General features: G+C 44.2%; 13 protein-coding genes. All 13 read right to left on the bottom strand.

The features are described 5' to 3' along the window. Nucleotides 1-33: 33 nt before the first annotated feature. Nucleotides 34-1,068 carry a sensor histidine kinase gene (locus CWO27_RS03990; protein WP_107898589.1) on the bottom strand — a complete coding sequence of 345 codons (1,035 nt, stop codon included), beginning with the start codon at nt 1,066-1,068 and terminating at the stop codon, nt 34-36. Then, nucleotides 1,068-2,360, bottom strand: a complete 1,293-nt coding sequence (locus CWO27_RS03985; protein ID WP_107898588.1) for a hypothetical protein — start codon at nt 2,358-2,360, stop codon at nt 1,068-1,070. The genes CWO27_RS03990 and CWO27_RS03985 overlap by 1 nt, the downstream gene beginning before the upstream one ends. 9 nt (nt 2,361-2,369) lie before the next feature. Then, nucleotides 2,370-3,170 (bottom strand): outer membrane lipoprotein-sorting protein, encoded by an 801-nt coding sequence (locus CWO27_RS03980; protein ID WP_107898587.1) that lies wholly within the window; start codon nt 3,168-3,170, stop codon nt 2,370-2,372. Then, on the bottom strand, nt 3,163-4,461 hold the full coding sequence (locus CWO27_RS03975) for an ABC transporter permease (RefSeq protein WP_102441055.1): 1,299 nt from the start codon (nt 4,459-4,461) through the stop codon (nt 3,163-3,165). Before CWO27_RS03975 ends, CWO27_RS03980 begins: the two co-directional genes overlap by 8 nt. Then, nucleotides 4,449-5,147: an ABC transporter ATP-binding protein gene (locus CWO27_RS03970; protein ID WP_107898586.1), complete on the bottom strand. Its 699-nt coding sequence runs from the start codon at nt 5,145-5,147 to the stop codon at nt 4,449-4,451. Before CWO27_RS03970 ends, CWO27_RS03975 begins: the two co-directional genes overlap by 13 nt. A 45-nt stretch (nt 5,148-5,192) precedes the next feature. Continuing rightward, nucleotides 5,193-5,873, bottom strand: coding sequence for a hypothetical protein (locus tag CWO27_RS03965; protein ID WP_107898585.1), 681 nt, complete (start codon nt 5,871-5,873; stop codon nt 5,193-5,195). A 321-nt stretch (nt 5,874-6,194) separates the two neighbouring features. Beyond that, nucleotides 6,195-7,664 (bottom strand): S41 family peptidase, encoded by a 1,470-nt coding sequence (locus CWO27_RS03960; protein ID WP_017106465.1) that lies wholly within the window; start codon nt 7,662-7,664, stop codon nt 6,195-6,197. Nucleotides 7,665-7,942: 278 nt separating this feature from the next. Further along, a complete protein-coding gene (locus tag CWO27_RS03955; protein ID WP_017106464.1) occupies nt 7,943-8,488 on the bottom strand; it encodes an OsmC family protein in 546 nt (181 codons plus the stop codon). 115 nt (nt 8,489-8,603) lie between these two features. Then, complete coding sequence (locus tag CWO27_RS03950) at nt 8,604-9,374, bottom strand: SDR family NAD(P)-dependent oxidoreductase (RefSeq protein WP_102285520.1); 771 nt, start codon at nt 9,372-9,374, stop codon at nt 8,604-8,606. Between the two features lie 449 nt (nt 9,375-9,823). Beyond that, nucleotides 9,824-10,396 carry a TetR/AcrR family transcriptional regulator gene (locus CWO27_RS03945; RefSeq protein WP_107898584.1) on the bottom strand — a complete coding sequence of 191 codons (573 nt, stop codon included), beginning with the start codon at nt 10,394-10,396 and terminating at the stop codon, nt 9,824-9,826. A 293-nt stretch (nt 10,397-10,689) separates the two neighbouring features. After that, nucleotides 10,690-11,202 (bottom strand): superoxide dismutase family protein, encoded by a 513-nt coding sequence (gene sodC / locus CWO27_RS03940; RefSeq protein ID WP_107898583.1) that lies wholly within the window; start codon nt 11,200-11,202, stop codon nt 10,690-10,692. A 41-nt stretch (nt 11,203-11,243) separates the two neighbouring features. Next, complete coding sequence (locus tag CWO27_RS03935) at nt 11,244-11,705, bottom strand: ankyrin repeat domain-containing protein (RefSeq protein WP_107898582.1); 462 nt, start codon at nt 11,703-11,705, stop codon at nt 11,244-11,246. 113 nt (nt 11,706-11,818) lie between these two features. Next, nucleotides 11,819-13,339 carry a catalase gene (locus tag CWO27_RS03930; RefSeq protein WP_170960789.1) on the bottom strand — a complete coding sequence of 507 codons (1,521 nt, stop codon included), beginning with the start codon at nt 13,337-13,339 and terminating at the stop codon, nt 11,819-11,821. Nucleotides 13,340-13,715: the final 376 nt, after the last annotated feature.

Below are 13,715 nucleotides of genomic sequence, written 5' to 3'. Positions count from 1 at the left end.
TCGTCACTGTTCTGTGCTTTCTGGTCTGAAATTCTAGGCAGCTGCGTCAGTCAGCGGTAACAAGATCGTTGACACGACCCCACCTTCAGCGTGTTCAGTAATCGTTAGGCTCGCCTTATCACCAAAAAGAGTTTCGATTCTTTGACGAATATTGCTTAATCCAACACCGTGACCCGTATTCGCAGAAGGCGTTTTCAGCCCAGCGCCATTATCAGCCACTTCTATTTTTAGCTGCTGTGCTTGTTGAGCTATGTGGATACTCACTTGGCCACCCGCCGCTTTGGGCTCGATGCCGTGCGTGAGTGCATTCTCGACCAAGGGTTGAATCAGGAACGGTGGAATCACCTGCAAATCGCTAATCTCGTGTGTTTCAATCGAAAACGCTAAGCGCTCACCCAAACGTATCTTCTGAATATTAAGATAAGCGTCTAACAAGTCGACCTCTTGTGCGATGGTCGATTGCTCGGTGCGGCTGTTTTTCAAAGTCACACGCAACAAGTCAGTCAGTTTTTCGAGCATCAACTTGGCTTTCGCGCTATCACTCTCAATCAACACATTGATGGTCGCAAGAGTGTTGAATAGGAAGTGCGGTTCAATTTGGCTTTGCAGTTGCTTAAGCTGACTGAGCACCACCACCTTTTCTTGATCGGCCTGACGACGCTTGGCCACTTCTAATTCATTGTCGGCACGCAGCTGCTTCTCTCTTGAGTAGAAGTAGTAATAGCAAACCGAGCAAAAGATAACGCCCAACAGCACCACTGATTTAAGGTCCGAGATATTGGATCCGAAATACCCGTTCAACCAATAGTGCGCGTTCAAGGTACCAAAGGTCATCGCGACCACCATTGAGATCGCCACTTCAAGCCTTCTGGATGTTCTCTTAAACAACTTCACCAAGATGAAAGAAGAACCTACGGCGCTGTAACCAAAGCCAAAACTGATTGCCAGGTTAACCGTTAATCCGCCGCCCCAAATCGTTTGAGTGGTGATGGCAATGACGAAACAAAACAGAGTGGTCAGCGTGAAACTTTTAATCCATGGAAACTGACTGTTTGAAGAAATGTTCATTAAAATCGTCCTTTGATATTTATAAGAATCATATGACTATCGGGTAAGTTGGCGTAAGCAGAATCACTTTTACCGCCTAGAAAGCGTGCAGCAAGTTCCAAATCCAACGATGAATTGCCATTATCTAAAGCCTGATAGTTGAGCCACTGGGTAGCAATAAAGCCGCCGTCTTGAGGAGACAACATGACGTCGAATGTCGGGGTGATATCTTCGAGCCAGCCATGTGTCGAATCCAAAGACCAGTGAAACATGATGTTGTGTTGAACCAAATTGGCGTGTTGATAACCTTGAGCGTAAGAACCAGCCAGTGATGCTGTCATCGGATTAACCGACAAAGACTCGGCACTTTCTATGGCACTTTGCCACTCAGAATCACTCCACGCTCGGCTATCAAACCAGTATTCCAACACCACATTGTGGCCAGTGTCATTGGCCCATGTTAATCCTACTAACGCTTGATAAGCCTCGCCCTGCTCTTCAAGATAAACCGGTTTAAGCAGTGAGTTAGGCTGACCGTAGCCAAGGCTTTGTCGTTGATAGACTACCGAGCCATGAAACTCCCACGCGAGGTTCAACACCGACACTAAACTCGCCCCAAGCAAGCCGTGACGTACATCGTCGTAATAAGCGACCCATTGATACTCGTGATCACCTACAAGATTGTAACGACGTACCCCAAATCCTTGTTGCTGGTTCTGCTTTTCGAATTCATTTACGTCTTGAGAAGTCCATGACGAATCACTGTAAAGCAGTGTCCATTCGCCCGTCATATCGAACAGTGACGCCGAAGCCACACCCGCACCCTCTTCTGCGACAATGCCTACCGGGTTTTGTCGATACGGCTTGATGATGTCTAACGGTCGATAGCCATAACCCACGCCCCAATCCAAACGAACCTTGCCAAGCGTAATATCAAGATAGTGGTCACCGAACGCTGAATTCGACACCTCAACACCACCTTGCCAAAACAACTCACGCACAGTGAATTCAGACTCAAAGCTCGCGTCTTGTTGTGGAGGATTGTTGCTTAGAATATCGTTGGCTTTCACTGCGAACAGACCAAGCCAATTACCATATCCAACCTCTAGATCCAGCAAGCCATTTAAAGACTGACGATTATCAGACGCTAAAGGGCTGAATGGCGACTCTCTCGATTCAACCGCTTCTGCACTGAGTTGCCAATCCCACGCCAAGCTCAGATCGTCCGCTTGAATCGTGTTACTCACACAAGACAAAGCAAGCAAAGTAGCGATAGAAGACTTTATGTGGAATCGGCGATTGGAAGCTTTCATGACGCTCACCTACAGCCCAGACACGCTGTTACGCGATAAGTAAGCAGGGTTGTAATACTTGTCTGCCAAGCTTTGTTCGCTCACCTCGCGATATTCAATCACGGTTTTCTTGCTTGGCTGAATCTTATCGAGCAAGGTCATCGACACCACTGTGGGTAATCCATCACGCACGCCTTCGATAAACCAAGCTTGTTTCGCCAGTTTTCCTGAACGCAGGTACAAATCCGCTTTAACTGGAAATGCACGATCTGCCGTTAACCACAGGTCAATCGATTGATAACTCGCACCCTTGGTTTTCGCCGCGAGTTTTAGGTGATCGGTATCGAGTGTCTCGCCAGTCGGCATCTCAACTCGTTGCTCAGCAACCCACTCACCTTGGTAATCTTCGCTCCAAGTGAGCGTCGAGATGTCCCCGACCGAGGCTTCACCCAATAGCTTTTGCATCGGTGTAATACGAATTGGACGGCGCGATTTAGGCATCAACAACCAATAGTTATCTTCTATCATTAGCATCTTTTGACCTGCCTCAACGGCTGATTTAAAGACCACTAATGACTCTCGATTTGGTCTTGTGTAGACGTTGTATTTACGGGTTTTGTCCAGTTGCTCGTCTTGATATAGCGCCACCAGAGAAACCACCTTAGAGGCTTGTGCACTGTTCAAACGATAGCTATCCGCTTTGGCGATCATCTCCGTGACTTGTTGTGAATCGACTGCCCAGCTTGGTGTCGATGCTAGAAGCAAAACCAACACAGAGCCCAACACGAAAGCCAAACCCAAGGTATTGAATGAACGAGTCAATTTACACATAAACCAGTGCCTCCGTGATTGGCTTATTCACGCCTTTACGAGCAGAAAAATAAGCAGCCAGCAAACATATGGTCAGCACACCTAAGGTGGCATAACCAACCAATTCAAAAGAGAAGTAAATGTTGAGTGGGTAGCCCTCGGTTCGACCCGGAGGTGGTGGCATTTGCACATCAACCACCAGCAATAACACCGACACTAAGCCACTCACGATTGCGCCAATCGCACTGCCAATCAGTGCCAGTAACCCCGCCTCTTTTAAGAAGCCTGCGACGATTTCAGAAGGGTAACTGCCGAGTGCCGACAAGGTACCAATTTCACGAGTGCGCTCTGTGACTGACATGGTCATGGTGTTAAACAACGACACAAACACTACCAACGCCATCACTGCGCCCATGATGCCGAAGATACGGTCGTAAAGATCTTTAACCTTGGTGTAGAAAAACGCGCGATCTTGCCATGGGGTGATCTCTATCTTTGTGCCTTGTTCGCTTTGGCTCGCGCTATTTCGATCTAAAGCAGTTTGGATACGCTGTTGTACGGTCGAAGTCTTGCTTGTTTCAAATAGGAACACCGATAAAGTGCTGACTTTTTCTGAGGCCAAAAGCTCTTGCGCGGTCGTAATATGAACATACAGCTGACGCTTATCCAGCTCAGGCACGCCCGTCGAGTAAATCCCTTGCACCTTAAAATCAAAAGCATTCAAAGCACCGTCACTGGTGGTGGCGAGCAGTGTTACCCAATCGCCAACCGCAACTTTGAGGTTACGAGCAAGGTCTGTTCCCAGCATCACTTGTGGCTCTTGGCTGTCGTATCTTGGTGACTTCACATCCGATAGGGTTTGTCCGCTGCGCACATCTAAGAAAGGCCCTTTCATGTCGAACTCACGCTCATTGACGCCCGTTCCCATAAAAATGGTCGATTTGCTGCCGTTAGACACCAAGCCGCTGAAGTAAACTCGCGGTTGCACACCACGCACATCACTGTCACCAATGATGCTCTTGGTTAGCGCTTGAACATTATCGAGACCATTGCTCAACGGCATGTCTTCGTCTTGTTCAAAGTAACCCGGCGTACTCAAAGTAAGATGACCAGTATCTCGAGCGGTCGATTCTCTCAAAGATTCGTAGGTGTAAAGCCCATAACCACCGGCACTGGCGAGTGCGAAAACCGCAATCGCGATGATCAATACCGAAAGCAGACTGCGGCGACCATTTCTTAATAAGTTAAGCCAAGCCAAGCACACCGAAGTTGGAAGTAAAAACGTGCTCATTCTTTGTGTTAACTTGCCCATGAGATAGCCTCCGTAGTTGCGGCTTGTGGAGCCAGTTGCCCGTCGATAAGTTCAATCACTCGATCGCAGCGCTGCGCCATTCTTGGGTCGTGGGTTGCGACAATAAAAGTCGTGCCCATTTCGTGGCCGAGCTCTTTCATAATGTCGATCACAAGGTTGGCAGTGTGACTGTCTAGGCTCGCGGTCGGCTCATCGGCTATCACTAAGCTTGGGTTGTGAATCAACGCTCTGGCTATCGCGACGCGTTGTTGCTGGCCGCCTGAAAGATTGTCTGGGCGATGATGTACATATTCACCTAGCCCAACACGCTCTAACATGTCTTGCGCTCTGCTTTGCTGTTCTTGTTTCGTGCATTGGTTCAACATCAATGGGTAAGCGACGTTCTCAAGCGCGGTCATCACAGGAACCAGATTGAAGCGTTGAAACACAAAACCCAACGACTGACGACGAAAGCGCGCAGCAGCGATTTGCTCTGTTGGATACGCTTTGCCATCAATGTTTATCTCGCCTTGATAGCTCATATCCAACAAACCCAAAATATTCAAAAGTGTGCTTTTTCCTGAACCCGACGGGCCGCACAAAGCCACCATTTCGCCGCGCTGGATGTGTCCATCGACCCCGTTTAATGCATCAACACGTTGACCGCCCGTGAGATATGCTTTGCCGATACCTTTAAATTCAATCATTTCGTTGTCCTCTGATTACCCATCATTCTTAAGCGTTCGCAGCTGTTATTTGGCTTTCGCTATTAGGGCCTTCGCAGTCATAGTTTCGATGTTTCCGGCATCGGTGTTTTCCATTTTTTCAAGCCACACCTGTGCTTGCTCGAAGTCTTCAGCACGAATCGATGCGGTAATGGCGTAACGGTAAATCCACGAGGTCGCAGCGAAATGCTGTTGCTGGAAATCATCTTCCGCGAGTAACGAGAGGAACAGGTCATAACCACGATCGAAATGGTTAAACATGTCTGGTAGAGAGGTGTAAGTCACCGCAGCCATGGCACGAGCTAGGTAAGAATCTGGTAATCCTTGAACACGAGGTTGTTCATGAATCGGTTGGTCTTCGTCTTTAAGCAGCACCAGTGATTTATCAATGGTTGATAAGCCTTTCTCCACATACTTCATCTTGTTCCAAGGCAAGAACGCATCACGCCCCATTAAGGTCTCTGTGCTTCCGAGGTAAACCAAGGTCAGTGGTGTTGCGCCGTCTTGTTGCAGCGTGTCGTTCAGGCGTTCGTAAGCCACCTCAACCAAATCTTCATTGCCTTGCGCTGCTTGGTTGTAGATATCAAGCACGTCTGAACTTGGGTTGGCCTGCGCCAAAGTGGGTGCGAATGAAACAAGTGCAATCAGTAATGAACGCTTAAGCAGAGAAGTGGTAAAGCCTGAATTAAATGAGTGTGAAGTAGTCATGATTTCTAATCCCTTTCAAATGTTGACGTTGAAAGGTTAACGAGAATTTGTCGCGTAGTTTTATCAATGCGACGAATGGTAATAGTAAGGAGTGAATGGCTTGGAGAGGGTGTGAGTGGAATATAACGTGTAGAAACGGAACTAATACTTGTTTCTATAATGGAATAAATCTGGATTAAGATCGCTAACGATACTCACGACTCGAGTATACATAGCCACCGATAGGCTTGTCTGGGTTTATACAAGCCATACAAAAATAGCCGCTAATGAGCGGCTATTTTTATCTATCCAAATGACTGTCTAATTAGGCACTCGTTAGCCTTAATAAAGTAGAAACAGTGCTTTTTCGAGCGCAGCATCTCGGCCTTGATGACGATCTTCTAACACAAAGTTTCCAACCACGTAATCTGGCTGCACCCCTGTGACTTCATGGTTTTCCAGGTCGCGATTCTTATAATATAAATTACTTAATGAATACTCCCAGCCATTGGGCAGCATTCTTCCAAACGCATCTGAGGTGGCGCCTGATGTTGATTCACCTACGATAGTCACGTGAGGGAGCGTTTTCATCGCCGATGCGAATGTTTCTGCTGCACTGACCGTACCGAAAGAGGTCAAAAGTACAATCGGTTTTGTATATGAAATACCATTGCTTGGAGTCATCATGACATCAACATCATGGCTGAATTCATCTTTGAAGTAAGAACTAACATGCCAAGCTAACTGCTGCTCTTCAATCAAGTGCTGCAATAACCACAAGCCCTGCATATCAAGCCCACCCTCATTTTCACGAATATCGATAATCAGCGACTGGGTATCATTTAGCTGCGTTAAAATTTTTGTCACTAATTCTTCAAACTGACGATGAGCTTTATCTGTATTTCGTTTAGGCGTTCCTGTGATTAAACCTTCATCGATATAGCTCATGAAATCGCCAATTCTTAAGTATCCAGTCGGTATGCCTTTATTATCAATGATGCCCCAGTTAAGACGATGTTCCTTGCTTTCACGAGAAGCACGGTTTTTAAAACCTTCTTGTTCATTTTCAAACAAGTACTTCATGATATTGAGTGTTATTTTATTCTTCTGACTGGCTATGTAGCTTTCTTGCTCTGATTCAGGAATATCTAACTGGTCAGCTTCCAACTCCAATTGTTGTTCCAAGATGGTTTTATTGCTATACCATATCTGCTGCTCTTTTGAAGGAATATAAATAGAACTATGATCATCCTTCAATTGACTAAGTATTTCATCAAACACGTGAATTAATTGTTCATAGTCAGCACCATATAAATCATCATAATATTTATCATAAACCTCGTCCCAGTCAATATTGCGTTCATCAAAAAAGGCATAGTGGTTCTTCATATCTTGCCAATATATATCGAACATCGATTGGGCATCAGAATCAAAATGACCATCACGAGTCATGGAGGGGCTAAGGCCTTGAGGACATACATCATTGATATTACTTACTAAAGTGTAAGTGAAAGGTCTAGGTCGAAGAATATTTAGGATCAATTGATTACCTTGACGAGTGGCGTGCTGTTTTATCGCTTCATAACTCAACTCAGTACCATAACTCAGAGAGTTAGACACTTCATAACAAGTGTTATTAACCACTTGTATCGTTCTTGTAGTCTCATTTTCGATAACTTTAATTTCGCCGTCTCGTTGGCTAAACCAAACCCCATTAATATCATGGGTCTGGTCTTTTTTAACTTGTTCGCTATGACATGCAAAGGAGCCTTGAATTAAAGCAAGTGTCATCGCATATTTAAGAGCTTTCATTTTATTACTCCACTATACTGAAGTTAAAAATGATAAATTAAGTTAATGATAAACAGTGTAGATATATGTATGTTTTATGTAATTGTTTTTATTACATTATTCATTAGAATAAAATAAATTAACATCATCAAATTTAACCAAACCTAATTTAAATATATCTAATTTAGATAATTGAAAATAAAAAAGAGCCTATATGTGAATATAGGCTCAAAGCAGTGGCAATGCATAAATTAAAAAAGGGTTTCTATATTTTTAGCTAATTAAATAAAATCGTTTAATTAAGCAACAATCGCTGACACTTTAACGGCATCACTGATTGTTCGGTAGTTCGGAGAAAATTGTTGAACTCCGGCAATAACTTCATCGTAATCAGCTTGAGTACCATCACCTTCAACTTCAAACTGAAATTGGATCTCTTCGAAACCAACCGGAGCTTCTTCAGCTACATTCAAGAACCCACGAAGATCCAAAGCCCCTTTGATGGTCAACTTTACGGACTCTAAACGAATACCGCGGCCGCTAGCGCCTGCAACAAATCCAACCATCATACAGCCAGCCATGCCGCCCAACAGGTAATCTTGTGGCGTAGGGTATGCGTTATTGCCAAGAAGCTCTTCTGGTTCACCCACATCGAAAGTAAAATCTTTAACGATTTCTGTTCCACCGACCTTTTGGTTCAGCGTACGAATTTCGCTATGAACACCGCCTTTCCATTCAGCAACAATGCCGTATTCAGATACCGCTTGTGTTGCATCATCAGTAATAACTTTTGTGTACGCTGATAGGTCTTCTAAGTTAAGGCCATTTAATGGTGCGTTACTCATGTTGAATCCTTATATTATTTCTTATTTCTTATTTCTTATTTTTAATGATTAATGTTCATGTTCATGTTCATGTTCATGTTGTGCCTCCCACATAACGTGAGAGGCTATAAATAATTTAGTTTCGACCCGCCATAACGCCGCCATCGACATTTAGAATCGTACCCGTTACCCAAGATGACTTATTCGATAGTAGATATTCAATCGCATCAGCAACATCGTCTGTAGAACCAATGCGACCAATTGGGTGGAAATCGTTAAAGCCTTGTAGTGCAGATTCAATCTCATCTTCAGCAATGAATGACTTATAAATTGTCGACATCACGACTGCAGGAGCCACAGCGTTTACACGCACACCGTGGTCGCCTAGTTCAATGGCCAAATTTTTTGTCAGCGAATGCAGTGCCGCTTTCTGCATAGAGTAAGCTGAAGAAGGCGTTGCTTTGATTGCTTGATGTGCCCACATAGAACCGATATTTACAATTGCGCCACCGCCGTGTTGTTTCATATTTTTCGCAACGGCTTGTGTAATGAAGAAGAAAGCACGGTTCATATCTAACTGAAGGTCGTAATCTTGCTCAGAATGCTCAAGGAAATCGACAGGTTTGAAGAAACCAGCTGCATTCACCAAGTAGCCAATGTGACGTTTTTCTGCATTTAACTGTTCAATAAAGCTTTGAACAGCAGAAGGGTCGTATAAATCAACCTGAGCAGTTTCAACATGACCATTCGTGGTTGATTCCAGATCCAATTTTGCTTCAGCAAGATTCTGTTTGTCATGAGAAAGAATCATTACAGGCACACCAGACTTAAGCAGTCGCTCTGCAGTTGCTTTACCCATACCAGAAGAACCGCCAACAATTAGTGCAATAGAAGATGTGTTAAACATAATGAAATCCTTAATTTAAAACCTACCTATCAGTAGATAGGTAGGTTATTCAAAAAAATGGAGGAGTAGTAGAGACCATCTCCTCGTCAGTGGGTGTACTTTAAGATCGGATCGGTTTCACGTCAACAACTTTATCTACCTACCGGTAGGTAGATAAAGTTGTTTCTCAAAAAACCTATATTTATCAGAAGCATAATTGACTAAATATTTTTATTAAAAATGAGTATTCGTTTCATGGCAAGTGTCGACAGCGCCACTTAGCGAGTCAATTTCATTACTGATTTTGTCCTATGCTCAGTTTTCAGACATAAAAAAGCGAGGGCTCAGCCTCGCTTTCACAACAACAATCTCTTTTGGGTTACGCTACGTCGTACCTATCTATCGCGCAACGACAATGCCTCTTGTAAAACCCATTGATATTGCCGCGCCATATCAATCTAATCGATAAACTATGACGCCTTCAGAATGTTTAAACAGCTGGCTTTCACCGAACGGATATAATCAGTGTCCTTGAATTGAGACAGTAAAATCCCCCCTTCCAAGGCGACAAAAATTAGCCTCGCCGCTTGAATTGCTTCTAATCCAGAACGAAAGTGTCCGCTCGCAATCCCCTGCTCTATGCTTTTACGGATAAAATCTTCATTGATTTGAACAAATTTAGACAATAGGCTTTCCAAACCATCCGCTAAAAAATAGAAATCAGAAGCATACATACCACATAGGCACAGTTTGTTGTTCTCGCGTACATCAACAAAAATGTCGGCTAATGCTTCAATTTTACCTTCAGCAGAGATGTCTTGACTCTCGATACGCTTTAACGCCGCTTCGTAGTTCACAAGGTAACGCTCAAACACCACTTTCGCTAAATCTTGTTTGGTTTTGAAATGATAATGGATGCTAGCAGTCTTTATTCCAAGCTCGTTTTGAATGTCGCGAAAACTGAAACCATTAAAACCTCGGCTTTGCATATAACTTTCAGCTAAGTCGACGATCTTTTCTGCCGTTGGATTAAGTTCTTTCATATTAATTCCACCTATATTTTAGGGGAATATAGCATAGTTCACAGATCTCGCCTATCTATCAGTAGGTATGGGTATCAAGGGATTGTACAGGTCGAATGTGCAGACAAAAAATAGCCGCTAGTCAGCGTTACTGGCCTTTTCAGTCAGTGGAAGTAAATGCCTTAACGCTCTGTTTTAGCCAACAAAAGCCTAAGTGATTAATGAGAGTTCTGCGTTAGAGATAAGTGTCATCCCTAAATACAAAAAGCGCCCCAAATAAGTTGGAGCGCTTTTTGTAACTCTTAAAGAAGAGATTACTTAATCACGCCACAGACAATGCGTGCACCACCGCCGCCAAGTTTAGCTGGATGGTCTGAATGGTTGTCACCGCCAGCGTGGATCATCAACGCTCTACCTTTCACGTCATCTAACGTCACTCTTGGCGCCATTACTGGCTGGTCAGCTACACCATGAGCATTGACGTAAAGCGGTGGTAAATCGCCAAGGTGATTATCATCCGTCCAAGGGAAACCATGCTTGCCCGTTTTCTCAGGGTCATAATGTCCGCCAGCCGCTCCACCGAGTATGATTTTTCCATCTTTGGTGAGGCTGTCGCATGAACCATTGGCGTGTACATGGAAGCCATGTGTACCAGCAGGTAAACCTTTCAATTCCGGCGTAAAAACAGCTCCGTATTCACTTGAGCTTATCATTACAGTTCCGGTTGACTGACCCGAGCCAAGATCGATCATTTCAACATTCACTGCTTCAGCAAAAACAGGAGAAGAGATAAGGGCGAGTGCAGCAAGCCATGTTGTTTTGTTCATATTATTACGTCCTTTTTATTGTTATTCGCACACTTTGTTGATTACTGAAGGGATTTCAGCACATTGGATTGACCATAGATCTCGGCAAATTCTTTCAAATTAAGTCCTGCTTTATTACGCAATTCTGGGGAGCACTCCGCTTGGTACAAATCTTTCGCAATACTGATTTCGCGTTTAATCAATGCTCCCATCAAAGCGGTGTTTCCACGTTTGTCTTGCAGGCATGCATTGGCACCCGAATCGAGTAAAAGCCCCACGGTTTCTCTGTTTCCTTGATAAGCGGCCACCATGAGTGCGGTGTAACTTTGGTTATTGCGTTGATCAACGGGGAAGCCTTGAGAAACAAATGCATCGACCACTTCATTGTTACCAATACGAGCGGCATCAAAGAACAACCCAACCAGAGATTGGTATTCCTCTTCCAGTTTGTCGTCAGCAGCCAATAAGCTGAGCGAGAAGATCAAAGAGAAAAAAACGGAGCTGAGTAAAAATACGATTTTCATTTATTCCCCCTAACTAACTTGATTAGAGAATGGCCTACAGGAGCCCTGATTTTCGGGCAGAAAAGAGCAGATAAATCTCCCGCAGGCCAAAACTTTACGTCTTAGATTATTGCTTAATTGTTCGCTTGTGAGAGTTTTTCCACTCGTGACATACTGGTGCCAGTGGCTTTAGCCAAACGCGTTCCATATTGTTTGTCTGCACGATAGAAGTAGCTCACCATCGTCGTTTTGATGCCTTTATCCGTCACCTTATTCAAGTCACCAGCGAGGTTAGCAATCAAATCATTTTTGTCTTGTTCATTCATGCTGCGGTACTGCACACCCGCTTGATAGAAATTTCGTGGATTGCTGATCGCTTTTTGTTGAACCGTACCAACAAGCTTGGTTTCTACGGCTTTGAATTGAACATCTTCTGCTAACTCTATTTTTCGGCTTGGCTCATAGTTCACGGCACCATTAGTTAGCGATGCATTGTTGCTCAACCCATTTTGGTTATGGTTGCTCACCGACACTAACGGTCGGTTAACGGGCAGTTGGAATAAGTTTGCTCCTAAGCGGTAAAGCTGTGTATCGGCGTACGCAAACAAACGGCCTTGCAGTAAACGGTCTTCAGACGGCTCGATACCAGGAATCAGATTCGAAGGCGAAAATGCCGACTGTTCAGTGTCTAGAAAGAAGTTTTCAGGTAGACGGTTCAACGTCATAGTGCCGACTTTTTGATCTTTCACATTCAGCCATACTTTGGTTGCATCCAGCCCGTTGTAGTCAAGCTTGCTCAACGCCTCCGGAGACAAGACCTTCACGTAAAGATCCCACTTAGGGTAATTACGTCGGCCAATTTCGGCGTAAAGGTCATTGGTAAGATGGTTAAAATCTTTACCTTGCATCTCAGTGACTTGATCAGGACGAAGGCTTTTGATGCCTTGCTGGCTCTTCCATTGGAACTTCACATAGTTCACATCGCCTTGCTTATTGATCCACTTATATGCATGAACCCCGAAGCCATCCATGGTCCGATAACTCGCTGGCGTACCTAAATTGCTGTACACCCAAGTCAGCATGTTGGTCGCACCCGGCTCACTGCTAAAGAAGTCGAAGAATCGGTTTGGATCCTGAACGTTGGTGACTGGAGACGGTTTTAGAGAGTGCACCATATCCGGAAACTTAATCGAATCACGAATAAAGAACACAGGCAGATTATTCCCTACCAGATCCCAGTTACCCTGTTCAGTATAAAATTTGGTGGCGAAACCACGCGGGTCGCGAAGTGTTTCTGGTGATCCTTTAGAGTGAATAACGGTCGAAAAACGAACGAAAACAGGAGTCACCTTACCTTTATTAGTAAAAGGGTCGGAAACCGTTAAATCACTAAAATTACCAGAAGCGACGAATTCACCATGTGCGCCCGTACCACGAGCATGAACAACACGCTCAGGAATACGTTCTCTGGCAAAACGCTGCAATTTTTGGATCAGATGGACGTCTTGCAGTAATACACTGCCATTCTCACCTGCTGTTATGGAGTTTTGGTTATCACCTACTGGTGCACCGTTGTCTCTTGTCAGGGTTTGAGCCTGTAGAGATGTGCTGGCTAAGCCAACTGTAATTAATAAAAAGCTTTTTGACATCTGCATGGTTGCTCTCCAATGCGTGCTAACCATTAAACCAGTCGAGTGGTTAATGGATATTCAAAAGCTCTTTTCTGCCCACCAAGAATATAACTTCAATGTTTACATTTGTTTAATGGGAAATAACGATAGATTCAATAGGTGAAAACGATGGAGTGATTAAGTTGGTTCGAATAGAGAAAAATAACAGCCCAAATACTCGCGATTTCTAATCCCTTTCAAAGGTTGACGTTGAAAGGTTAGCCACAAACTGTCACGCCGTTTTATCAATGAGACGAATGATAATAATAAGGAGTGAATGGTTTAGAGAGGGTATGAGTGGGAATATACGTGAAAGTAAAAAAGCCTCCACATACTGGAGGCTCTATCTATATTAACAACA

This window comes from Vibrio sp. 10N.286.51.C3 (genome assembly GCF_003050065.1).
GTDB lineage: Bacteria > Pseudomonadota > Gammaproteobacteria > Enterobacterales > Vibrionaceae > Vibrio > Vibrio crassostreae.
This window is presented reverse-complemented; position numbering and strand designations above follow the sequence as displayed.